Raw genomic sequence first — 24,810 nt, 5'->3', positions numbered from 1 at the left:
TAAGGTTATGAGAGCACTAAGAATATTACCATTTTTATTTTTGCTTTTATCTTGCGATAAAGGTTTATCACCCGAAATTGCCGATCAGAAAGCTGGCTTTGGGGGAACTGTAACATTTATCGGGAACTGGAATTCCACGGCGAAGCAGACTTACGTTGTGGCATTTAAAGATCCGCTTTTATCAATTAGTGATTTCAGCATATTTAATTTAAAATTTGTTAGCGATTCAATTCCGTTTGGTTCAAATAACTTTAATTATTCTACAAATAACGGAAATGCTGTTTTATCGAATATTGAATTCGGCGATTATTCTTATGTTGCCGTTGCGCAAACAGTTAGGGACACTCTTTCTTTAGATAGAAATGATTGGATTGTTGCGGGAATTTATACTTCAAATGATGATTCTACACAACCCGGAATTTTAAATATTCCGCAAGGTTCGTTTGTAGAAAATGTAAATATACTTTGTGATTTTAATAATCCGCCTCCGCAACCACCAAGTGAAATTCAAAATTTATTAAAATCTTTTTTTGAATTTAAGAAAAGTGACGAATGAAAAATTTTTATTTTCTAATAATATTGTTAGTTTCAGAAAATTTATTTGCTCAATTCGGAAGCATAAAAGGAAAAGTTACTGATAATTCAAACCTTCCGTTGTTGGGCGCAAATATTATTATTGAAGGAACTTTAATTGGAGTTGCAACTGATGAAAATGGATTTTTTAATATCCCCAAAATAAAAAATGGAAATTATTTTTTAACTGCAAGCATTGTGGGATTTACAAAATTCAAATCAGAACAAATTTTTGTTAACAATAATACTTTTGAAATTAATATTAAACTTACGCCAACGAGTTACCAATTCGATCAATTAATAATTTCCGCAAATAAATTTGGACAAGATTTACGAGAAATTTCATCAAGCAGTTATATTCTTGATTCAAAAATTTTTGCCGAAAAAAATTATCAAAAAGTTGATGATGCATTTCGTTATGTCCCCGGAATTACAATGACGCAAGATCAAATAAGCATAAGGGGATCAAGCGGATACAGCCGCGGTGCCGGAACAAGAGTTCTTGTAGCAATTGATGGAATTCCCGTTTACACTCCGGATACTGGGGAAATTATTTGGGAATTAATTCCCGTAAATGAAATTGAGCGAATTGAAATTCTTAAAGGTTCTTCAAGTTCGTTATACGGTTCTTCTGCAATCGGAGGAATTATAAATATTATCACAAATAAAATTTCTACAAATCCATTAACATTAATAAAATTAGAAGGTGGAATTTATTCTAGTCCTTCACATGATGAATGGAAATGGACCAATAAAACATTGAGCTTTAACCGGCAATCAATTTCTCACTCAAGATCAATTGGAAATTTAAATTTATCTGCGTCACTTTCTAGATTTGAAGATTTGAGTTACAGAAAAAATGACGATCAAATTAGATATTCTGCATTTCTAAAAGCCGATTATAATTTTTCCGAAAATACTTCTCTTTCATTTTGGGGAACAGGATACACACGCGAAAAAAGTACATTTATTTATTGGAAAGATTTGCAAAATGCTTTAGTTCCGGCTGATGCAGATTTGGGTCAAGCAGTAAATTCCGATCGAACAATTGTCGGCCTAAAATTCAATCACATTTATGATGAAAATTTATCGATAAGTTTTGTACCAAGCGCATACATTAGTTTCTGGAAAGATCAATCGGAAAGCAGCAATAAATCTTCAAGCCAATTATATAGAAATGAATTAAGAATTAATTACAAATTTTCTGATGCAATAAATTTGGTTTCCGGAGTTGAACATCAGTATAATAAAGTTGGCTCAACAATTTTTGGAAACAGAACTTCAAATTCATTTGGAATTTTTTTTCAATTAGATTTTAAATTATTTGAAAGATTAAATTTATCAACGGGATTAAGATATGATAATTCCAAACTTGAAAATTTAGAAAACGAAAATTCTCTTTCTCCAAAATTAGGACTGAATTATAAAATTGATGATAATACATTTGTCAGAGCTTCATTCGGGAAAGGATTTAGAACACCTTCACTCGCGGAAGCTTTTACTTCAACAACCACAAGCAGCGTAACGGTTAAACCGAATCCAAATTTAAATTCCGAAACAAGTTTATCTTTTGAAACCGGAATAAACACAAATATTTTTGATCCGATAAATCTTGATTTGGCAATATTTAATAATGAATATTATGAAATGATTGAACCTTCATTTGATAGCTTCGGAGATATAATTTTTAAAAATCTCACTCGGGCAAGAATTCAAGGATTTGAAATAGTTTCTTCAACAAAATTATTTTCGGAAAATTTGAGTTTGAAATTTGGTTATAACTATTTGTGGGCAATCGATATTGAGAATAATGAATTTTTAAAGTACAGACCTAAAAATTCTATAATTGGCGGAATAGATTTTAAAAAAGATTTTTTTGAATCCGGAATTGATTTTAGATATTTGAGCAGAGTTGAAAAAATTGATAATGAGTTTGTAGATTTAGGCTTGGCTCCCGATGGCGACAAACGAGTAGAAATTTTTGTAATTGATGCTCGGGTTGGAGTAAATCTTTTTCAAATAAATTTACCCGGCAGAATATTTTTTAGTATATCAAATTTGTTGAATTATAATTACGTGGAGCTAATTGGTAATTTAGCTCCAGTAAGAAATTTTTCTTTAAGCACAGAAATTATTTTTTAGTAACTATTGTTTTGTAAATTCCAAAGTTGCATCAATTTCAAAACCTTGATATGGAACAGTAGATTCAAGTGTTGCAACATTTCCCTCAACTACATAAGGCGAAAATTCCGGTTCTTCTCCGTTAATTGTTATTGTAAGTGTGCCGTCTTTTGTTCCCCAAGTTCCGGTATCAACGGTTACAGAATCACTTTCTGTGGTAGTTGATTGGAATGTAAGATCATCTTTAAATATTGCCGTAACTGAATATCCCGCTTGTTCCGGAGTTATTTCTAAATTTGAAGTTCCGAGTTTTGCTATAATTTTTGTTAAATCCCAAGTTCCCACTAAAGCTTGATCAATAACTAATTCCGGCTCGGTTGATGATTTATCATCACTGCACGAAATTATTATTATTGCGGCAAATAATAAAATTAAAATGTATGTGAAATTTTGTTTCTTCATTTTTTCCCTTTCTGTTCTTTGATTTATTTGATAAAATAAAAATAATATTTCGTAAAGTAAAATTTCTCAATTTCTTTCAAATTTTTTAATCAATTTTATAAACAGAAAATATTTATTTAAAAAACATATGAGTGAAATTTGAAAGTATTATTTATTGGCGGAACCGGAAATATAAGCACAGAAGTTAGCAAACTATGTGTTGAAAAAAGAATTGATTTATATTTATTAAATAGAGGTAATTCCGAAAATAAAATATATGGTGCAAAAGAAATAATTTGTGATATTTCTAATTTTGAACAAAGTGAAATTTTATTAAAAAATCATTCTTGGGATGTTGTTGTAAATTGGATTGCTTTCAACAAAAATGATGTGGAAAAAGATATTAAACTATTTTCCGGAAAAACTAAACAATATATTTTTATTAGTTCTGCATCGGCTTATCAAAAGCCGCCGGCTTCACCAATTATTACTGAATCAACTCCGCTAAAAAATCCTTTCTGGCAATATTCAAGAAATAAAATTGAGTGCGAAGAAACATTATTATCTGAATATAGAACGAATAATTTTCCGGTTACAATTGTGCGTCCTTCTTTAACTTACGATACAGTAATTCCAGTTCCTATTGGCGGATGGAAAGAATACACAGTTGTTGATCGAATTAAAAACGGACAGAAAATTATTGTGCACGGAGATGGAACTTCGCTTTGGACAATTATGCACGCAAAGGATTTTGCAAAAGGATTTGTTGGATTATTAAATCACCAACAAGCAATCGGCGAGGCATTTCATATTACATCTGATGAAATTTTAACTTGGAATCAAATTTATGAAGCGCTTGCCGAAGCTGTTAATCAAAATCCAAATATAATTCATATTCCTTCGAATTTTATTGGTAAATATGATGAACATCTAAAATGTAGTTTATTGGGCGATAAATCTTACAGTGTAATTTTTGATAACACGAAAATCAAGAAATTTGTGCCGGATTTTAAAGCTACAATTCCGTTTAAAATTGGAATTAAGGAAACAATAAATTGGTTTGAGGAAAAACAAGAAAGGAAAATTATTCAACAAGAAAGTAATAATTTAATTGATAAAATTATTAATGATTACGAAGAAATTTTTTTGCGATAATTTCACAATATATAATTGGAGTTGCCATGTACCAAATTAAAAAGTTCGATATTGGTTCCGTTGCACTTTATTCATTTATACTTTACCTCATACTTACTTTTATAATTCTTCTCCCCATTGGATTGTTTCTATCTTTTGTATCTAATTTTATTCCAAATAGCGATGAATTAGAAACCGGAGTTTTACCTTTTATAAGCGGAATATTCATACTCATTCTTCCAATTTTTTATGCAGTAATTGGAACTGTAATTAATGTTATTGTTGTTGCAATTTATAATTTGATTTCTAAAAAGTTTGGCGGTATAAAATTTGAATTAGAAAATGTTAATAAAAATGAAGGGTTGATTTAAGCTAATCTTAGTTGTAAATAAAATTAGTTCGTTCTAAAACTCTATTTATATAAATATTTTAACACTAAACAAGTTATATCATCGGATTGCTCATTTCCATTTGAAAAGTTTTGAACTTCTGAAATGATACTGTTTACAATTTCCTTTGCATTAAGTTCATTCTTATTTTTTAAAGTTTGAATTAATTGTTCTTCTTCAAATTCTTCATTATTTTCATTAAAAGTTTCGGTAATGCCATCTGTATATAGAATTAGACTTTCACCTGGTTTAATTGAAATTATATTTGATTGGTATTCAACATTTTTAATTGCCCCCAATAAAAGCCCGCCAATATTTTCAAGCTGTTTTACTTCCCCATCGTTAGAAATTAAGAATGGCAAATTATGTCCTCCGTTTGTATATTCAAAAGAACCGTTTCGAGTATCAAGAATACCGTAAAAAACTGTAACAAACATTCCCGTTGGACTTTCGTTTACCAAAATATTATTTACTTCATATAAAATATTATCAGTCGGAATACCATTTAATGCCGTTGCCTTAAGTAATGTTTTGCAAACCGCCATCATCATTGCCGCTGCAATTCCTTTGCCGGAAACATCGCCAATAATTATTCCTAATCGGTATTTATCAATTAGAAAAAAATCATATAAATCACCGCCAACTTCTTTTGCCGGAATCATTTTTGCATAAATATCAAATTCGGTTCGTTGAGGAAATGCTGGGAATGTTTTGGGAAGTATTGATGTTTGAATCAAAGTTGCAATTTCCAATTCTTGTTGGAATGCAATTAATTTTTCACGAGATAAAATTGCTTGCTTATATAATTCTATCTCATTTAGTGATTTCTCAATTGTGATTTCCAGATCTTTTAGATTAATTGGTTTTGTAATAAAATCAAACGCACCTCTATTCATAGCAGTTCTAATATTTTCCATATCTCCGTATGCGGAAACAATTATAGATCTTAAAATTTTGTTTTGCAATTCATTTAATTTTGAAAGAAGAGTTAGACCATCCATTACCGGCATATTTATTTCTGTTAAAACCAAATTTATTGTAGAATTATTTGATATTATATTTAAAGCTTCCACACCATCTTTTGCAAAATGAAATGAGTACTCGTTTCCGCTAATTTTTTTTCTAAATTTCTGCAAAATTAAAAGTTCTAAATCGGGTTCATCATCAACAACAAGTATATTAACTGGCTGAAAAATATTATTAGTCATTTTAAGCTACCTCAAGTTGTGTTAATCTTGTTTTTAATTCATTAAATTCCAAAGGTTTTGTAAAATAATCATCCGCTCCCAAATTTTTTGCAAGATTGTAATTTTGTTCATCACCATAGGCAGTAATCATAATTACTTTTAATTTGGGATATTTCATTTTAACTTTTTTCAAGAGCTCCAATCCGGTCATTTCCGGCATATTAATATCGGTAAGCATGCAGTATTCATATTTATTTTCAATTGACTCAATGAGATTTAATGCCGATATTCCATTTAATGCAAAACTGATTTGTACATTACCGGATTTTATTTCTTTTCTAAACTTTTGTTGAAATAAAAATTGAACATCTTGCTCGTCATCAACAACTAATAATTTCAAGCTTAACTCCTTTTAAAATTAAATTCGTTTATTTTATTTATTAGGTAAAGTTATTATAAACTCCGTGTAATTATTTTCTTCGGATACAAAACTAATTTCACCGGAATGTTCTTTAACTATTATATCGTAACTAAGTGAAAGTCCAAGCCCCGTACCTTCTCCAGTTGGCTTAGTTGTAAAAAATGGATTAAATAATTTGTCTTGAAACTTGAGTGGAATTCCATCGCCATTATCTCTTATTATTATCACAACTTTGTTACTTACATTTTTTGTTGAAACTTTTAGAATTGGTGAAAAATCTTTACCAACTTTTAATTTTTTCTGATTTGCTGCATAACATGCATTGTTAACAATATTTAAGAATACTCGACTTATATCTTGTGGCACAACATTTATTTTCTGAAGTAATTCATCATAATCTTTTTCAATCGTAATGTTAAATTCTTTATTCAGTGCTCGCATACCATGATAAGCAAGATTAACATCCTGTTCAAGAAGAACATTTATATTCGTTAAAGTTTTTTCTCCTGAAGTTCCTCTAGAATGCAAAAGCATACTCTTAACAATTGAGTCTGCACGTTTTCCATGATGATTAATTTTCTCAATATTTTGTTTTAGAGTTTCAGCTATTGCTTTTACTTCAGTTGTATTCTCCTTTTCAAATTCTTCAAGCATTTCTGCAATTAGATCATTGCTCACTTCCGAAAAGTTATTTACAAAGTTTAAAGGATTTTTTATTTCGTGTGCTATGCCGGCAGTAAGTTCTCCGAGCGATGCCATTTTTTCGGAATGTATAAGTTGTGTCTGTGTAGTTTTAAGTTCTGTATATGCTTTTTCAATTTCTTTTGCCTGTTCAAGATCTTTTGTCTTTCTATCATTTTCAAGCTGAAGTAACTTTTTATTTTCTATTTCTTTTCTTCTATCAAGCTCAAACCTTCTAATTCCCCCAAGTATTCCTATGAATCCTAAAAAATAAAAAGTATATGCCCACCAAGTCTGCCACCAAGGTGGTAGAATTTTAAGATTTAGTGTAACTCCTTCTTCATTCCAAACTTCATTATTGTTAGAAGCTTTTAGATGAAAAACATACTCGCCATGCGGAAGATTTGGATAAATTGCACTTCTTTGATTACCAACATATCTCCAGTCATCTTCATAATTTTCTAATTTATATGCAAATTGATTTTTCTTAGGATCAACAAAATGTGCGGCGAAATAATCAAATTCAATATCATTTTCGTCATAGTTTAACGTCAAATTCTGTATTTCATAAATTGGTTTTCTAAGTAAAGAGTTTTTGCCTGGTTTAATCGATTTACCAAATAATTTTAAATCAGTAATTGAAATTTTGGGAGGAATAAGGTTATTCTGTATTTCATTAGGATTAAAAACCGTAATCCCATTTGATCCTCCAAAAATAAATAAACCATTTGATGTCTTTAATGCAGAACCATCTGCAAATTGGTTTGAATGAATTCCATCAACAATACCAAAATTGCTGAATTTTTTTTTCTTCAAATCAAATCTCGAAATTCCATCAAAAGTACTTAACCATAAATAACCATTTTTTTCATCAGCCAAGATTCCCTGCACAGAATGTGATGGTAATCCATCTTTTTGAGTAAATGATTCTATATATCCGGTTTTTTGATTGTATTTATTTAAACCTCCTAACCATGTTCCAATCCATACGGTATTATCTTTATCGATATATAACGAATTTACATCTTGAGTTGTTAAAGAGTTTGAAGCATCTTTTGAAAACCCAATTCTTGAATACAATTTTGTATTAACATCATATTTAAATAAACCGTTATTTGTTCCAATCCAAATGTTGCCATCTTTACCTTTAGTCAAAACTGTAACTGAATTACTTGTAGCATCACCAATTCCTAAAACCTCAAAATTTATATTAGTAGTTGTTTCATTTAATTCATTGTATATATTAAGTCCAGTAGCTGTTCCGAACCAAATTGTATTGTTATTTACCTCTAAAGCAGTTAATACCAAATTATTACCCATATCTATGGGTAATCTTAATTTTTCAAATTTCCACTTAATCGGATCAACTTCATAGAATCCATTACTTCCTCCCAAAAGAATTTTACCTTTCGATGTTTTTATGATATTGAATATTTCAAAATTTTTTGGAAGTACCTCTCTCTTAAATGTTCCTTCATTAGGATTAAATTTTACTATGGTTGCTCTATCACTTTTAAGCCATATTTCATTTTCTTTATATTCGAATATTGTACTAACCCATCCTGGTGATATACTATTATTATCGTCAACTTTTCCGGTGTGTGCTTGGAAATTATTTTTTACAATATCGTATTTGCTAATTCCGGCATCACCATTTGCTATCCAAATTGATCCTGAATTATCTAATATGACATCATTAATATTGGGTGAATGTAACGCTGAGTTGTTTTGCGGATTTACTTCAGAAACCGATAATTCTTTTGTTTTAATATTAAAATACATCAATCCATAATTAGTTGCTAAATAGAGATTTTTTTTCTGATCATAGGTTATTTTATTAATATCGAAGGATTTATTTTCATTCAAATATTTATTAAATACTGAAAAATCTTTATAAGTACTGTCTTTAACATTATAATAAATAAGTCCATTATAATAAGTGCCCAACCATAAATTATCATTATCATCTTGTAAAAAAGATATTACAACGGTTTGCTCTTTAAATGGATACCATTTAACATAATTTTTGCCATAGTCATATTCTGCAATTCCTTTTTCACCTGAAATCAAATACTTATCGTTCCCAAGTACTGAGATTTGAGCAATAGCTTTTGTTGAATCATCATTAACCGGTTGAATTTCCTTTACTGAATTGGATTTTGTATCAATCAAGAATAAACTATTCTTTAGACTTAAATAATGAAAATCAATTGTACCGCATAAAATATTCCCGTCCGTAGTTTCCACCATATCAAAAATTGCAAACAGTCTTTGATATTTTTGTGAAAAATTAGAAAAGCTAAATAGTCTAAATGAATTTTGGGTCCGATCATATTTTGTAACTCCTCCTACAGAACCGATCCATATATTTCCTTTTGAATCTTCATATAATGAAGTAGTTAACGGTTCCTGTAAAAAATTTGTATCCGTTGGTACAACTGTAAAATTCTTAAATTCATAACCGTCATATCTCGTAACTCCATTAGAGGTTCCAATCCAGATGTAGCCAAGATGATCTTGCATTATACATCTTACAACATTAGAAGAAAGTCCGTCCTGTTCTGTAAAATGAGTAAACTTATCTTTTATTTGTTGGCTATATAGTTGAGATATTATAAACCAAATTATTACAATATATTTTTGGGATTTCAAGTTGCTTAAACTCACTATTTATTATTTCAAATCTTTTTATTATCAATTATTTCTGTTACCGACAAATCTTAATTTTCACGATGACTTGAGCTTATTAATTTTTATATTTTTAATGTTATCTTATTCTAAAGGTAAATGAATTATAAACTCTGTGCCTTCGCCTTGCTTTGTTTTTACGCCAAGCTCGCCACCGTGTACTTTTTTTACAATATCATAACTAAGTGACAATCCCAATCCTGTTCCCTCTCCGGTTGGCTTTGTAGTGAAAAATGGTTGGAAAATTTTATCTAAAATGTTTGTAGGTATTCCATTTCCGTTATCACCTATTCTAATTTCAATTTTATCCTTTAAATTCTTTGTTATAACTTTTAATATTGGAGAGAAATCTTCTCTGCTCTTTTTCTTTTTATCATAAGCTGCATAACAGGCATTGTTAATAATATTCAAAAAAACTCTGCTGATATCCTGTGGAATTACATTTATCTTTTCCAACTTTTCATCATAATTTTTTTCTATTGTAATGTTAAATTCTTTGTTTTGTGCCCTCATTCCGTGATAAGCAAGATTAACATACTGATCGAGCAAATCATTTATATCAGTTAAAGTTTTTTCTCCTGATGATCCTCTTGAATGCATTAACATTCCTTTTACTATGGAATCTGCACGTTTTCCATGCTGATTTATTTTATCTAGATTTTGCATTAAATCATCTGCTATTGATAAAGCTTCTCTCTTATTATCATTATGCAATTCTGATTTCATTTCTTCAAGTAATTCCTGACTAATTTCAGCAAAGTTATTTACAAAGTTTAATGGATTTTTTATTTCGTGTGCAATGCCTGCCGTTAATGCACCTAAAGATGCAAGTTTCTGCTGCGTTACAAGCTGCTCTTGTGTTCTGATAATTTCTTCATTTTTTTCCTGAAGAGTTTTTATTAACTGTGCCTTCGAAATTGCAGATACGGCGTGCTCACGGAATTTATTAAGTATTCTTGCAGTTGAGGGATCAAATGCATTTTTATCAGCGAAGCTGTCAAATACCACATAAGCCTCAAGATTATTATCCCACTCTACTGCCATTGCAAGCATTGATTTCGCTTTACTAAATGCTGAGAGTCTTTCATCACCGAATAAATTATCGGTGTTGCTAATGATGTAAATACCTTTCTCAATTTCCTCTGAATTATCAGCGTATCTTTTTTTCAAATCTTCAGGAAAGAATGTTATTTTTTCCAAATCATTTACCTGATACCCAGTTGTAAAAGCAACATGAAATTGATTGTCTTTATGGTCAAGTAAGAAAACTGCTGCTTTCTCTGCCTGAGGAATAAACCTAACGGTTTGCTCAAGCAGTGAATTAAATAATGTCTCAAGATCTTCGGCATTATTAATAACGCGTACTAACTTATCAACGGTTTCAAGCTCTTCAGCTTGTTTTTTAATGAGTTCAGCTTCACGTAATTTTGCTTTATTACGTTCTATTTTTATCAGCCTTTTACGTTGGATTCTATCAACAATAAAAATTCCCAATGCAATAATGAAAGAATAAAAAAGAAATGCCAACCAAGTTAAATACCAAGGCGCTAATATTTTGAAAGCGAATAAATCTTCCTGTCCAATTTTTCCGTAAATGTTTTTAGCCCGAACATGAAAATTGTAATTGCCATTTGAGAGATTTGTATATACTTTCTTTGTTTCATTAGCCCAATTAGACCAATTCTCATCATTACCTTCAAGAAAATATTGATATTGATTAAATTCGGATTTTTCGAAACTCAGTGCTGAAACTTCAAAGGTTACATTATTTTTTGAAAATGGAAGAATATTATTTTCGTGTAATTTACTATGTGTTCCTTCATAAATAAGTGAATCATTATTTATCTGTACTTTACGTATTAATGTTTTGAATTTATAATTAATATCTCTATGCAGAGAAGGATCATAAATTATCAATCCTTCGTCATTACTTATCCATAATATTTCTTTGTTTGATGTTGAGTCATAATCAGAATATATTTCAATAATGGAATTCAGATCAATTCCTTTGAGCTCAGGTATCGGCTTCCAAACATATTTGTTTATTTTGTCCGGAATGGCTTTTCCCATTTCCAATTCGCCATTTATTTCTGCGACCACCCATAAATTATTTTCTAAACCATTTTTTATATACTGAATTGTCGTTGTTGAATTTGATAATGTTCTACCAAGCGTAGAATCTGGTATAAATTTTTTAGAAATCGCTGAAAATGTAAATGTTCCTTGATTAGTTGTTAAAACCATTTTATAATTAATGTCATATATTTCCCATGAATCAACTTGAAAGCCAGTATTTTCATCAAAATATTTATAATTTAATTTTAGATTTGAGTCCGTTGTTAAATTTTCAATATCACTGGTAATATGTATTATTTTTCCATGAGCACTCCGCAGCCACAAACTGTTTTTATTATCTTCAACAAGCGAGTATATTTCTTCATCAACAATTGGCGTTAGCAAAATTTTATATTTTCCATTAAAGTTTTTTTGGAGAATTGAAGTACCGGTTCTGTGACAAATATAAATTCGATTAGGAAAGTATTTGGATTGTACTAATTTATATGAATCATTTTCTGTTAACATTTTGGAAAACTTTTCTTTATCAACTATTGCAAGTCCCATATTTGTACTAGCCAAAAGATTACCATTATCAATATAAAATGAATTGCCAGGTTTGTTGCTGCCATTTACAAGTTCAAAAGCTGCGTTCTTATTATTAAAATACATTATGCCCATACTGTTTGAAGCATATATTCTATCTTTAAAATTCACAACAGAATTAATTGAGGTATTGAAAAAAAATTTAGGAGAAATAAAATAAAATGGAGCATTAATTTCACAAAGTGCAATTCCATTATCTGCAGCTATCCATAATCCATCGTCAAAATCCGAATAAACATCAAACACAACATTTGTCGGAAGTTCGGAGTTTTGATTAATTATTTTGATTAATTCACCTTTGTTACTTACAACTACTACTCCACCACGTTGTGTTGCAAAAGCTATTGCTCCGTTTTTAAGAATGCAAGCATTATAGATTTGGTTATTAATTAAATATTCATCAACACTTGTTTTGAAGTTCGATACGGTTTTTCCATCATAAATGAAAACTCCGTTAAAATTTGTTGTTATAAGAATTTTATTAATTTGTTTTGAATTTTCATCAGTAAAAAGAAGCATATCAAAAACACCGATTGATGAAAAATAATCTCCATTAGAAATTAATCTTAATGAATCACCCTCAATTTTCATTAATCCAACATCTTGATTTCTTGAATATATTTTATCATCAATATTATATAATCTGAATGCATAAACTGAATCCCAAGATGTAATTTTATTATTATCCCATCTATAAATTTTATTTTTAGTTTTGAAAAAGACACCTTCTGAGTTTACTGCAACATCCCAAATCTCATCATTTTGTTGATATTGATTTCCGAATGATTTTAACAAAGATTTGAACTTCATTTTTCCTATTGAGTCGGGTTCAAGAAAACCAATATCAGTACCGGCAGTAAGATATATTTTGCCATTATTATCTTTAACTATTGCTCTAACTATTTGCGATCGCGGAGTTTTTATATTGCGCCACGAAGCACCATCAAATTCCAGAACGCCTTCATTATTTCCAAAATACATTACGCCCCTATTATCTTGAACAATACTCCAATTCGCCGGATTTGATTTGTATTCTTTAGGGCTGTAATATTTTAGAAAAGGTTGTGCAATTGAATATAATTTGTTACTTTCATTTTGACCGAATGTTGTTAAGAATAACGGAATAATAATTAGTATTAAATTTAGTAAATAACGTTTCTTAATAATCATTTACTTCTCAAGTTCTATAAATTTGATTGGAAGTTTACAGTAATTGTTTTTTTGTAGAAAAAAATTAAGATGTCACCTCAAAGTAAAATGACATCTTTATTAAGTATTAAATTTATTTGCTCAAAATTATTTCAATGGTTTAAGAGTTATATCACGGAAATATTTTGTTCCGATATAAGTTCTCATATCAAACCGCATATCTGTCATTTCACGCATTTTTTCTTGATCGGAAGTTTTATAATGCATTTCACTTATTTTATCCATTTTATCCTCGTCGGCTTGGTTATAATCAAGTGCAACACCAAAATTCTTGTACAATGCTGCAAATGCAATATCCCAATCTTCAGGACTTGATGGTGTATTTAGAAGAATATAATAACCTTCAAGTAATCCTTGCTTTTTTGCTTCTTCCTGAACTGGCAAAAAGTGAGTGCGAAGATATTTCATGTAGTTATCAAACTGCCCAGGTTTTGTTCTATAAAAACTTACAACACGTACATTGCCCTCTGTATAATGCTCTTGACCGAATAAACTAACGGAGAATAGAATCATGATTAACGATAGTAGAGTTAAGATATTTATTTTTTTCATTTTTTCCTCTTTGTGAAATTTTTAATTAATTACGATTAAGAATTTTTAACAAAATTTAGTTCAACATTATTGTGTTTTAGATGTTCTTCCGCCATGATCACCTATTAAAAGCCATCTACCATCTTTTTTCATCAAGATGTCTGTCCATTTTCCCGCAGTTGGTTCTTCCTTTCCGGTCTGGTTATTTTTTTCAATTTGTGAATAAAAATAATTGGCAAATGCAAAATCACCTTTGACCCAAATAGTTACCGGTGTTAAAGTATATAGTACAGTAGTATTATTTTTAAATTCATTTGTTATCCATTTAGAAGTATTAGATTTATTTTGAGGAACAACTATTTGATAGCTCCACCCAATATAACTTTCATCAAAATATGACAGAAATCCTTGGGCATCTCCCTTTGATGAAACTTCCCAATATTTTTCTACTCCAGCCCAAACATCTTTTTGCTCCGAAGTCCAAGATTGTCCATTTATACTACTTATAATTCCAATTAAAAATATGCTTAGTATAATTATGCTCTTTTTCATTTAATTTCCTTTAAGATATTTTATTAAAATTTCTATTTACTAAATTTTACTTCTCTATATATTTCATCCGAGTGTTTACCAGTAAAATATTTGTTATATGCTTTGTTAAATTTTTCTCGATCTTCTTTAGTCGTCCAACTTTCTTTAAATAGTTCTTCTAATTTCTGCATTGCTTTGGGTATATCTTCCCAAGTTTTTATTTCTGTTATTTCTAATATGTCTCTGTTATTATCACCCCACCAATGTCTTATAGTTTTGTGACTAATTACATAGGGGTTTTTATCCCAAACCTTTGTCTGAAACAGATGTGTAAGTGAATCAAACTCGGCAGCAGTTCCGTCTTCTGGGAAATCTGCTTCAAGGTTTTGAATAATAACAGCATTACCGGTTTGTTGGGCAAATGTTGATTTACTCGAAATTGAAATAAGTAAAAAAAGAGTGATTGTAAGAATGTGTTTCATAGAACTATCTCCTTTATTTTTTGGATTTTTTCTGAATTTGTTTATTGCTTGCATCTAATCTTTAAGTTTAATTGATCCATTTGCTAATTCAATATTTCCATCATTTTTATATAAAATGGAATGCGTGTCACCTTGATAGAAATCTGCAAACATAACAACTAGCGTATTATCAACTTCTAACCAAGACTTTAATATTGTTTTATTATCAATATGAATTGTTTTGGTTTTTTCATTATTTATTTTTTTACTTTTATAATCCTTCCAAGAAAGTGTTGAATCAGTTGTGATCATTATTTCTACAGTAAATAGGTCATATTCAATAATCATTTCTTTGCCAATTATATTTTGATATGTCAAACTCAATTCTTTGTTTTCTAACTTTTCAATTGAGTTATTTTCCTCAGCTATTGCATCATAATATTCCCATTCAAACTCAGTATTTTGTTTATAGAAAGGTTTTCCAAACATTAGAATTTCGGCTAATTTTCTTTCATCGGTTTGTGCAGATAAAGTGGAAAATATTGCTGTGATTACAAATATTATGAATAAAGTTGAATTAACTAATTTCATTATTGTACCTTTCGTATTATTTCTAAATATTTATTTTAAGAATTTTAATTACCGCTTAACCACTGCTCAAAACTTTTATTTGTTTCACCAAAAGAATAACTCCAGTCCGGCAGAAGTCTTAAACCGGTATTACTTTTCCAAATAAAATTTACAGCTTCATTAATATCTTCTGTATTAACTATTTTGATTAAAAACATTTCAAATTCAGATAGATTTTCATTTTTCATCTCACAATTAATATTTTGAGCAACTAAAGTATTTTGGATTATCTCAGCTTGTCGTAAATCATAAGTCGCCCAAACAATGCCATTATTTCCGTTTAGATAATCTTTTTCATTATAAGAGATAACAAGTTCTATTTTACTGCCAAAAGGTAAAATTGGCGGATTTTCATTACTAATTGTTTTCCATTCAATTGATTTTTGAGAATCAATTTTAATATTTCCGAGATTGCTGTAAATTCCATTGATTGTAATTGATTTCACAATTTTCTATCGATTCTAGGATTTTTGAATGTTGGAAAACTCATTACAAAAGTAGCTTGAAATATTACGGATATCTTGTACTATTTACGCAATAGTTTGGATTATTTGTTCAAATAGATTGTTTTGGGAAAGATTCTCAGTTTGAAAGGAAATTTAATTCAAATGATTTAATTCGATATTTTTCATACTGTAATTCTTTTATATTCTGATGGGCTAAAACCAAATTGTTTTTTGAATGAACGGGAAAAATATGCTTGGTCGTTAAATCCGACCATATAGCATATTTCCGCTACATTTCCGGCATTCTGTTTTAACAAATCAGCAGCTCTCTGCAAACGAAGTGATCTTATTAATTGTCCAGCCGGTTGATCAATTAGTGCGTTTAATTTTCTATTTAATTGAGAAATACTCATATTAACTTTAGATGTAATATCTTCAATTGTAAAATTTTCATTTTCAAAATTAGATTCAATAAATTTTATTACATTTTCCAAAAATTTTTGATCTACAGAAATTTCTGTAATTTCTGAAGGCTTTAGAATTGTCGATTTACTAAATTTCTTTCTTAATTGTTTGCGCTGATAAATTAAATTTTTTACTCTAACAATCAATTCTTTAGCACTAAATGGTTTGGTTAGATAAGCATCAATTCCGGTTTCCAAACCTTCTATTTTATCATCTAAAGCAGCTTTTGCAGTTAACATAATTATTGGAATATGGCTTGTTTTATCATTGCTGCGAATTTTTTTACAAAATTGATAACCATCTATTTTGGGCATCATTACATCTGTAATTATTAAATCGGGAATTTCAGCTTCAGCTTTTTTAATTCCCTCTTCTCCATTTGATGCTTCAAAAATTTTATATTCATTTTCAATTTGCTCTTTTATATATGATCTTACATCTGAATTATCATCAACAATTAGAATAATTTCTGAATTTTTATTTTGTGAAATATTTTCCAACTGTGTATTAATTATTTCAACTTTTTTCTCATTCAAATTTTCAATATCATTTTGATTTATAAATTTTGGAGAAAAATCGACCAATTGTTCTTTTTCCAAATTTAAATCGCCCATAGGAAGTTCAATTGTAAATTCCGTCCAATAATTTTCTTCACTTTCAACATTAATTTTTCCATTATGAAGTAGAATTAATTCATTTGCTAAAGCTAATCCAATTCCGGTTCCTTCAAATTCGCGAGTGTTTGAACCTTCAACTTGATAAAATCGATCGAAAATATGAGGTAAGTGCTTTTTACTAATTCCTTTTCCGTTATCTTTAATTTTTATTAAAACTATTGAATTTCCTCTTAAACTTAAACTGACCGAAACTTCGCCGCCGGATTTTGTAAATTTTATTGAATTTGAAATAAAATTATAGAAAACTTTTTCCATTTTATCCGGATCAAAAAATACTGGAATGTTTTCAAAATCAGATTTGAATTTTAAACTAATTTTGTGAGTTTCTGCAATTGATTCAAATGAATAAAACAAACTTTTTAGAAAAGAAACAATATTATGCTGTTTAGCTTCAAGTTTCATACTTCCGGCTTCAATTTTAGATAAATCCAATAACTGATTTATTAAATCAAGAAGTCTTCTTGCATTTCTATTTGCAACGTGAAGTTTTCCTTTTTCCTTGGTTTCAATATTTGAAGAAAGTACACTTTCTATTTGTCCCAAAACTAATGTAAGCGGAGTTCTAAATTCATGAGAAATATTTGCAAAAAAGTAAGATTTTAGCTGATCGAGTTCTTTTAATTTTTCAAAAGCTGCTAATTCGAGTTCCAAAGAATGTTTTTTGCGAATTCGTTTTAATTCATAATTTCTAATAAGATATAATATTCCCAAAAATATAAATGCATAAATAAGATATGACCACCAAGTTAAATACCAAGGAGGAAGAATTGAAAAAATATATGAATCTTCGGTTCCAATTTTTCCATAAATATTTTTGGATTTAACACGAAAAGTATAATCTCCGCTTGAGAGATTTGTATATTCCTTTATATTTTCATTACTCCACTGCGACCAGTTTTTTTCATATCCTTCAAGTATAAATTGATATTCATTTTGTTCAGGTTTATCAAAACTTGTTGCGGTAAATTGGAAAACCAAATCATTATTTCTAAAAGGAAAAATATTTTTCGAAGTTTTTTGATTTTTTGTACCGGAATAAACTAATGAATCATGATTTACAAATACATTTCTTATAAATGTTGCAAATTTATGTTTTTGAAATCTATTATTTTCCGGAGAATACTGAATCAACCCTTCATCATAACTTATCCATAAAATTTCTTTTTCTTCAATTGGATTGTAATCCGAATAAATTGTAAAAATTCTGCTTAAATCTAATCTTTTAAATTCCGGAGACGGTGTCCACAAATATGTATCGGAGTTTTGTTTTATAGCTTTACCGAATTCTAATCCATCTTCAGTTTTAGCTAAAATCCAAAAGTTATGAATATTATCTTCTACACAAAATTTTATTAAACTCGTTGATTTTGCAAAAGCTGCTCCCAAAATTGAATCCGGATTAAAACTTTTTGTTTCTTCATCAAAATTGAATAATCCTTTATCTGTTGCAAAAAAAGGTTTTTCATCAATTAATAATATTGATGCTAAATTTCCCGGAAGTTCCTTGTTGTTATCATAATAATCTATATTTATTTTAGTTGAATCAACAGCATCAAATAAATAAGTATCTTTGCATAAAATTTGAATCGCACCTTGGTAATAAGTTGTTAGCCATAAACTTCCATTTTCGTCTTCAATAATATTTGCAATTTCAAAAGGAACTTGAGGTAGTTTTATTAAAAGTTGAAATCTGCCATTTTTATATTTTAAAATATTTATTCCTTCTCTATGGTTTACATAAAAAATATTCGTATCGATAATTGATTTGCATCCAACCGATGCAGTTAAATCAAATAATTTCTCAATTGTATTATCATCATTAACTTTTGAAATTCCATCCATTGTGAGAACAAAAAGTGAATTGCCAAACGAAAAAAAATTATAACCGCTTGAAGAAATTCCTTTAAATGTTTTGAATGTTAATGATGTTTCGTCATAATAGAGAAGTCCGAATGAATTTGTAGCATAAATTTTATTTTTAAATCTATAAATTGATGAAAAATAATTTTTACCGGTTTTTTCAATTGGAAGAATTTTAAATGGTGAATCAATTTCAATTCTTGCAATTCCGTCTGTCATTGCCAGCCATAAACTTCCTTGTTTATCGGGAAAAACATCATACACAATATCTGTTTTAAGTCCGTTTTTAGAATTAATATTCTGAATAAATTTTCCATTTTTGTCAATTATAATAATTCCGCCTCTTTGAGTTGCAATTGCAATATTTTCATTAAAAAGTTTACACGCATTATAAATTTTATTTTGAAATAAAAATTGATCGGCTTCGGTTTTGAATTTTGTAAAATTATATCCGCTATAAAGAAATAATCCGTTTGTGTTTGTAGTAATTAAAATTTTATCATTAAAAGGAATCATATCATAGACTCCAATACTTGCAAAACTTTCGCCATCCGGAATAAATTTAACTGAGTTACCAATTATTTTTTGTAATCCGATTCCATTATTTCTAACAAATATATCATCTCCAACTTTATATAATCTGTATGAAAAAACGGAATCAATAATTTTAATATTATTATTGTGAAAACGAAAAATTTGATCTTGGGTCTTAAAATAAATTCCATTTGAATTTTCAGCAACATCCCAAACATCTCCAAAATTTGGAATGTTTGAACTAATTTTACGAAGCGAAACAAATTGAAGTTGACCAATTGAATCTGCATCTAAATAACCAAAATCAGATGATGCAGCAACATAAATTCTTCCTTTTGAATCCATACACATTGATCTGACAATTGAATTGTTGCTGGTTTTTATTAATCTCCAAGAAGTACCGTCATATTCAAGAATTCCCGAATCATTTCCAAAATACATAAATCCTTTTTGATCTTGAAGAATACACCAGTTTTGAAATCCAGAATTGTATTCATTTGGACTAAAATTTTTTACAAAAAACTGCCCAATTTTGCTTGAGTTAAAATTTTGAGAAAAGTTGGAGTTGTTATTAATTAATAGGAAAAAAATAATTGCGTAGTAGAAGCAATGCATTTGAAAATTATAAAAAAACTTTTCGAAAATTATTTTCCCCAAAAATAATTTCCTTTCTGTGCAATTTGCACTTTAAATTAATTTTACAAATACATAATGGAAAAATATTTATTCAACAAATGCGGATTCAACAAATTTTCTGAGTTGTTTAACTTCATTTTTACTTAGTTGCTGCCCAATTTTTGCAAGCATATAAACGCCGAGAATTAAAATTATTGTAATTGGAACAAGCCATAAAATTTCTGCGGAATAATCAAGACTTAAACGCGAAAGTCCCCAAAAAAGAAAAACAAAGGCTGCTAATCCAAATAGGAAAAAAGTGCCGGCAAAAGCCATCCAAATACTTTCACTTGGACCAATTACACCACGAACTTCCGTTCCTTTTTCGGTTTCATCAATTTGGAGATTTAATTGAGGAGTCCAAATATGTTTTTCATTTTGAGGTGCACAAATTACAGCATAACCTTCTTTCGCCCAGCCTTTGCATGGTGAATTTGGATCTTCAATTTTTTGTTTTATTATTTCCAAAACTTCAGTTTGACTAAGTTTAGAAATAATTTTTATTCTTGGTCGTAATTCAGCTGACATAAATTATAAAAAGACAATGTGTTTTAATAATATTAGTAAATATTTTACAAAAAGTATAATTAAATATTAAAAATCAAAATGGATTTAAGGTAAGTATTATTCTATTTGTTAATCAATTTCATGAGATAAATTATCATTCATCTTCATTCTTATCTTCATCTTCTTCCTTTAAACTAACTCCCATAAAATTCAGTTCAAAATCTTTCAGTAATTCTTTAACATCTGCCAAATCATTTTCATTTACCATAAGAATTGAAGGCTCCAACAAAGGACGAATTGACATAAAATTTTCACCGTGAAAATAATAATCTATATTTCCATCAAGAAGACTTTTGATCATTGCAATATCAACTTGACTATATGTTCTTAAAACTTCTACATAATTAAAATTTTTATCCAATTTTTCTTCATCATCTCTATGAACCATATTGGGTGAAAATGCCGGAATACAAATTGCAATATATTCTGTTTCCTCAAATGGAGTACTGTATCTTATCCATTCACCTTTTTCAGTTAAAATTGCTTCACCGGTTTTCACTTCAAAATTTTCAGATTCAGTTTCAACTTTTAAAATTCCCTTTAAAACAAAAGTATATTCGTTAAATTCCGGCGTTTGTCCGGGTTCAATCCAGCCTTGCGGACTTGTCATTTTTGCAATACTTAATTCATCACTTTCCGAATTAACTCTTCCAAAATATTCTCTAATAATTTTCGGTTTGTTTCCGGCTGATTCAATAACTGACGGTGATTTAATAATTTTTGACATTTTCATCCTTTAATTTTCTTAAAATGAATTTAATAAATTTATAAATACGCTACTAATTTTTTACTTTACAAAATAATATTGCTCACTTTAAATAATTGTTAAGTTTTCAAATACCGCTAAAAGGTCAAATTTCTTTTACCTGAATTAATTATTTTTCACTTACCAAAAACAAAATAGAAATTTTATGAAATTACAAATTATTGCTTTATACATAGTTTTAACATTTATCGCTGCTTTTGCTCAAACCGAAAAAAAACCAAAACTCGTTGTGGGAATTGTTGTGGATCAAATGCGGTATGATTATTTAGAAAAATTTTATAATGAATTTGGAAATTCGGGATTTAAAAGATTATTAAATAGCGGAACAAATTTTACAAATTGTAAAATTAATTATGTTCCAACTGTTACGGGAGCGGGACATGCTTCAATCTATACGGGAACGGTTCCTTATTTTCACGGAATAATCGCAAATGATTGGAAAGACAGAAAAACATTTGAAAATGTAAATTGCGTTACGGCTTTAAGTCCCACATACAAAATGTATGTTGAAGGAATAAGCAAAGAACTTTCTCCAGAACAGCTTTTGAGCTCAACAATTGGAGATCAAATAAAGTTAAATAATTTTGGTAAATCAAAAGTTGTAAGTCTCTCGGTTAAAGACCGTGGCGCAATGCTGCCAGCTGGAAGAAGTGCCGATGCGGCTTATTGGTTTGATGAAAAAACCGGAAAATTTATTTCTTCATTTTATTATTTAAAAGGATTACCGGATTGGGCTAAAAATTTTAATAATTCCGGAAAAATAGATTCATACTTAGAAAAAGAATGGGATTTATATAAAACTTCTGATGTTTATAAAAATTTACCAGAAGATAATTCTGTTTATGAAGAAGATGTTTTTAACGAAGGAAAAACTTCTTTTCCGCATTCATTTAAAAATGTTGATCAAGAAAAAAAGTATGAAAAATTAGCACATACTCCTTTTGGAAATCAAATATTAATTGATTTTGCAAAAGAAATTTTAGCAAATGAAAATCTTGGGAAAGGTGAATTTACTGATCATTTGGCAATTAGTTTTTCATCTCCGGATAAAATTGGTCACGATTACGGTGTGCAATCTTATGAAGTTATGGATACTTATTTGAGATTAGATCAACAGATATCCGAATTATTAAATATGCTTGATGCACAAGTTGGAAAAGATAATTATCTGCTTTTCTTAACCGCAGATCACGGCGGAATGGAAAATACTCAGCATTTAATTGATATGAAATTTGATGCGGGAGTTTTAGAAAATACAAACTTTTTTGAAAAACTTACAAATCATTTGGAAAAAGTTTTCGGAAGTAAAAATTTAATTAAAACTAGATTTTCCAGAAATTTATATTTAAATCATGATGAAATTTCTAAACTAAAATTAGATAATGTAAAAATTGAAAATGAAATTAAAGATTTTATGCTGAGTAGTTTCCCTGAAGTTGTTGAAGTTTTTACAAAATCTGAACTTGATAAGATGACAGCTTCAAGATCAACAAATAATTATTTGCTAAATGGATATAACAAAAAAAGATCGGGGGATATTTTATTTTCTCTAAAATCTTATTATTTGGAATATGAAAAAAAACAAGGAGCTCAACACGGCTCAAGACACATTTATGATAATCACATTCCATTAATTTTCTACGGAAATAAAATTAAATATGAAACTAGAAATGATGAAGTATATATTGAAGATATTGCTGCAACTATTTGTGATTTAATTGGAATTACTCAACCAAGTGATTGTATTGGAATTCCTTTATTGGAAAAATAAATTATGAATTTATATTTTTCTTAACAGATCATAAAAAATCAGCGCAACCGGCGTTCTATTTTTTTTAATTATTCTCTTTCAATTTTTAGACTAAGCCAATTTTCTAAAGTTGAATAAATTTTCTCTTTATGTTCACCTTCAAAACTTTTTATTCTTGTTTTGTGATCGCCGCCTTTTTTTATCATTTTAACTGCATTTGTATTTGGACCAATATTTACACCGGTTGCATACCATGGATCATTTTCTCCATAAATATAAAGCATATTATTTCCATGATTAAAAATGTAATCATTAATATTCTGCATTAATTTTTTATCAAACGACAAATCAACATTCTGAGGTGCAAAATAAATATTACTTGCATATTCTTCATTTACACTTTCCAAGAGATTGGAAAAATCACTTGTTTCATAATTGTAATACCCAATTTCAGTATATGCTTGATAGAAAAACGGTTGAAAATAGCTCATTGATTTTCCGTCAAAATAATCAAACGGAGAAGCAGTATAAAGATGTTTAAAAAGTTCTTCTGGCGATGAATCGGAAATTGGAATATCATCGCAAGATAAATTTCCCCATTGCCAAAATGCAAATGAATATTCCATAACAGAATATTCAAAAGTTTTTTCTAATCCCAAAGGAAAAGTATATTTCATTTCCCTCATATGATTTTCAAGCATCGGTAAAATATCATCGCGTTTTTCTAACAATGATTTTTGAAAATCTTCAATTTTATTTCTGCATTCTTCAGTTCCAACATTTTCAAGAAAATTATGAATTCTATTATCTTCTTGCTCTAAATTCAGCGGTGCAACATAAGGAACCCAAACATTAACAGCATTTGGATAATAATATTTGAAAAATATTGAAGTTTGTCCGCCTTTGCTAATTCCGGTATTTATCCATTTTCCTTTGTAAATATTTTTAAATATTTCAACAATTCTGTTATGATCTGCGGCAGCTTGAGCTGTATTTAAATATTCCCAAATCATACTATCCGGTTTCGATTCTCCAAAATATCTGTGTTCAACAATTAGTTCATTGCATTTTAATATTTTTGCTAATTCAGTTGTTCGTGCTGAATTTATTGCGTATCCATCGGTTTCAATAACCATTGGTTTGGTAAAATCCGTATGATGTAAATAAATTCGCTGAGAATATTTTGGTCCATTATTAGGATTAAGATGATCAATCGGTTGAGTAATAAAAATCTCAAAAGATTCCGCAAACTGATTATCCGATTGTAGTTGAGTAAATTTAATTTCCGGAATTTCCAAAAGTCTTTTGTGTAGTTCAGATTTAATTTCATCTTCTTGCGCAAAAAAATCTATTGAAAAAAAAAGAATAAATATTTTTGCAATGTTGTAAATATTACTTCTCATTTGTTGACT

Annotated in this window: 18 protein-coding genes and 1 pseudogene; 5 read left to right on the top strand and 14 right to left on the bottom strand. The window is 29.0% G+C overall.

Going from position 1 to position 24,810, the window contains the following annotated elements; genetic code table 11:
* Window positions 1–7 precede the first annotated feature (7 nt).
* Both IPH62_07615 and IPH62_07610 read left to right on the top strand, forming a co-directional pair.
* Window positions 8–556 carry a hypothetical protein gene (locus IPH62_07615; GenBank protein MBK7105134.1) on the top strand — a complete coding sequence of 183 codons (549 nt, stop codon included), beginning with the start codon at window positions 8–10 and terminating at the stop codon, window positions 554–556.
* Window positions 553–2,715, top strand: a complete 2,163-nt coding sequence (locus IPH62_07610; GenBank protein MBK7105133.1) for a TonB-dependent receptor — start codon at window positions 553–555, stop codon at window positions 2,713–2,715. Before IPH62_07615 ends, IPH62_07610 begins: the two co-directional genes overlap by 4 nt.
* A gap of 3 nt (window positions 2,716–2,718) precedes the next feature.
* Here IPH62_07610 and IPH62_07605 read toward each other — a convergent pair whose 3' ends face one another.
* Window positions 2,719–3,156, bottom strand: coding sequence for a lipocalin family protein (locus IPH62_07605; GenBank protein ID MBK7105132.1), 438 nt, complete (start codon window positions 3,154–3,156; stop codon window positions 2,719–2,721).
* Between the two features lie 138 nt (window positions 3,157–3,294).
* Here IPH62_07605 and IPH62_07600 point away from each other — a divergent pair, with 138 nt between their 5' ends.
* Both IPH62_07600 and IPH62_07595 read left to right on the top strand, forming a co-directional pair.
* Window positions 3,295–4,290: an SDR family oxidoreductase gene (locus IPH62_07600; GenBank protein ID MBK7105131.1), complete on the top strand. Its 996-nt coding sequence runs from the start codon at window positions 3,295–3,297 to the stop codon at window positions 4,288–4,290.
* Between the two features lie 26 nt (window positions 4,291–4,316).
* On the top strand, window positions 4,317–4,640 hold the full coding sequence (locus tag IPH62_07595) for a hypothetical protein (protein ID MBK7105130.1): 324 nt from the start codon (window positions 4,317–4,319) through the stop codon (window positions 4,638–4,640).
* Window positions 4,641–4,681: 41 nt separating this feature from the next.
* Here IPH62_07595 and IPH62_07590 read toward each other — a convergent pair whose 3' ends face one another.
* From IPH62_07590 to IPH62_07535, 12 genes and pseudogenes are all read right to left on the bottom strand, one after another.
* Window positions 4,682–5,866: a SpoIIE family protein phosphatase gene (locus tag IPH62_07590; GenBank protein ID MBK7105129.1), complete on the bottom strand. Its 1,185-nt coding sequence runs from the start codon at window positions 5,864–5,866 to the stop codon at window positions 4,682–4,684.
* A 1-nt stretch (window position 5,867) separates the two neighbouring features.
* Window positions 5,868–6,245, bottom strand: a complete 378-nt coding sequence (locus IPH62_07585; GenBank protein MBK7105128.1) for a response regulator — start codon at window positions 6,243–6,245, stop codon at window positions 5,868–5,870.
* A gap of 33 nt (window positions 6,246–6,278) precedes the next feature.
* Window positions 6,279–9,599, bottom strand: a complete 3,321-nt coding sequence (locus tag IPH62_07580) for a GHKL domain-containing protein (GenBank protein MBK7105127.1) — start codon at window positions 9,597–9,599, stop codon at window positions 6,279–6,281.
* Between the two features lie 120 nt (window positions 9,600–9,719).
* Complete coding sequence (locus tag IPH62_07575) at window positions 9,720–13,466, bottom strand: hypothetical protein (GenBank protein ID MBK7105126.1); 3,747 nt, start codon at window positions 13,464–13,466, stop codon at window positions 9,720–9,722.
* A 126-nt stretch (window positions 13,467–13,592) separates the two neighbouring features.
* The gene (locus IPH62_07570) at window positions 13,593–14,057 is read right to left on the bottom strand and encodes a hypothetical protein (protein MBK7105125.1); all 465 of its coding nucleotides are present in this window, start codon (window positions 14,055–14,057) and stop codon (window positions 13,593–13,595) included.
* 66 nt (window positions 14,058–14,123) lie between these two features.
* On the bottom strand, window positions 14,124–14,588 hold the full coding sequence (locus IPH62_07565) for a hypothetical protein (GenBank protein ID MBK7105124.1): 465 nt from the start codon (window positions 14,586–14,588) through the stop codon (window positions 14,124–14,126).
* 32 nt (window positions 14,589–14,620) lie between these two features.
* Window positions 14,621–15,049: a hypothetical protein gene (locus IPH62_07560; protein MBK7105123.1), complete on the bottom strand. Its 429-nt coding sequence runs from the start codon at window positions 15,047–15,049 to the stop codon at window positions 14,621–14,623.
* Window positions 15,050–15,103: 54 nt separating this feature from the next.
* Complete coding sequence (locus IPH62_07555) at window positions 15,104–15,619, bottom strand: hypothetical protein (GenBank protein ID MBK7105122.1); 516 nt, start codon at window positions 15,617–15,619, stop codon at window positions 15,104–15,106.
* A gap of 44 nt (window positions 15,620–15,663) precedes the next feature.
* Window positions 15,664–16,104, bottom strand: a complete 441-nt coding sequence (locus IPH62_07550) for a hypothetical protein (GenBank protein ID MBK7105121.1) — start codon at window positions 16,102–16,104, stop codon at window positions 15,664–15,666.
* A 182-nt stretch (window positions 16,105–16,286) separates the two neighbouring features.
* Window positions 16,287–20,297, bottom strand: a complete 4,011-nt coding sequence (locus tag IPH62_07545) for a response regulator (protein MBK7105120.1) — start codon at window positions 20,295–20,297, stop codon at window positions 16,287–16,289.
* 66 nt (window positions 20,298–20,363) lie between these two features.
* Window positions 20,364–20,843 (bottom strand): hypothetical protein, encoded by a 480-nt coding sequence (locus tag IPH62_07540; GenBank protein ID MBK7105119.1) that lies wholly within the window; start codon window positions 20,841–20,843, stop codon window positions 20,364–20,366.
* A gap of 409 nt (window positions 20,844–21,252) precedes the next feature.
* A pseudogene (locus IPH62_07535) lies at window positions 21,253–21,609 on the bottom strand (cupin).
* Window positions 21,610–21,793: 184 nt separating this feature from the next.
* Between IPH62_07535 and IPH62_07530 the strand changes: the two are divergent.
* Window positions 21,794–23,419, top strand: a complete 1,626-nt coding sequence (locus IPH62_07530; GenBank protein MBK7105118.1) for an alkaline phosphatase family protein — start codon at window positions 21,794–21,796, stop codon at window positions 23,417–23,419.
* A 68-nt stretch (window positions 23,420–23,487) separates the two neighbouring features.
* Here IPH62_07530 and IPH62_07525 read toward each other — a convergent pair whose 3' ends face one another.
* Window positions 23,488–24,801, bottom strand: a complete 1,314-nt coding sequence (locus tag IPH62_07525) for a peptidase (protein MBK7105117.1) — start codon at window positions 24,799–24,801, stop codon at window positions 23,488–23,490.
* Window positions 24,802–24,810 lie beyond the last annotated feature (9 nt).

It is taken from the genome of Ignavibacteriota bacterium, from assembly GCA_016708125.1.
Lineage (GTDB): Bacteria > Bacteroidota > Ignavibacteria > Ignavibacteriales > Melioribacteraceae.
This window is presented reverse-complemented; position numbering and strand designations above follow the sequence as displayed.

What these genes read in the sequence shown, in the direction of transcription:
- IPH62_07615 (MBK7105134.1), top strand. Translation starts at nt 8, where the DNA reads ATGAGAGCACTAAGAATATTACCATTTTTATTTTTGCTTTTATCTTGC.
- IPH62_07610 (MBK7105133.1), top strand. Translation starts at nt 553, where the DNA reads ATGAAAAATTTTTATTTTCTAATAATATTGTTAGTTTCAGAAAATTTA.
- IPH62_07605 (MBK7105132.1), bottom strand. Translation starts at nt 3,156, where the DNA reads ATGAAGAAACAAAATTTCACATACATTTTAATTTTATTATTTGCCGCA.
- IPH62_07595 (MBK7105130.1), top strand. Translation starts at nt 4,317, where the DNA reads ATGTACCAAATTAAAAAGTTCGATATTGGTTCCGTTGCACTTTATTCA.
- IPH62_07590 (MBK7105129.1), bottom strand. Translation starts at nt 5,866, where the DNA reads ATGACTAATAATATTTTTCAGCCAGTTAATATACTTGTTGTTGATGAT.
- IPH62_07575 (MBK7105126.1), bottom strand. Translation starts at nt 13,466, where the DNA reads ATGATTATTAAGAAACGTTATTTACTAAATTTAATACTAATTATTATT.
- IPH62_07570 (MBK7105125.1), bottom strand. Translation starts at nt 14,057, where the DNA reads ATGAAAAAAATAAATATCTTAACTCTACTATCGTTAATCATGATTCTA.
- IPH62_07565 (MBK7105124.1), bottom strand. Translation starts at nt 14,588, where the DNA reads ATGAAAAAGAGCATAATTATACTAAGCATATTTTTAATTGGAATTATA.
- IPH62_07560 (MBK7105123.1), bottom strand. Translation starts at nt 15,049, where the DNA reads ATGAAACACATTCTTACAATCACTCTTTTTTTACTTATTTCAATTTCG.
- IPH62_07555 (MBK7105122.1), bottom strand. Translation starts at nt 15,619, where the DNA reads ATGAAATTAGTTAATTCAACTTTATTCATAATATTTGTAATCACAGCA.
- IPH62_07540 (MBK7105119.1), bottom strand. Translation starts at nt 20,843, where the DNA reads ATGTCAGCTGAATTACGACCAAGAATAAAAATTATTTCTAAACTTAGT.
- IPH62_07530 (MBK7105118.1), top strand. Translation starts at nt 21,794, where the DNA reads ATGAAATTACAAATTATTGCTTTATACATAGTTTTAACATTTATCGCT.
- IPH62_07525 (MBK7105117.1), bottom strand. Translation starts at nt 24,801, where the DNA reads ATGAGAAGTAATATTTACAACATTGCAAAAATATTTATTCTTTTTTTT.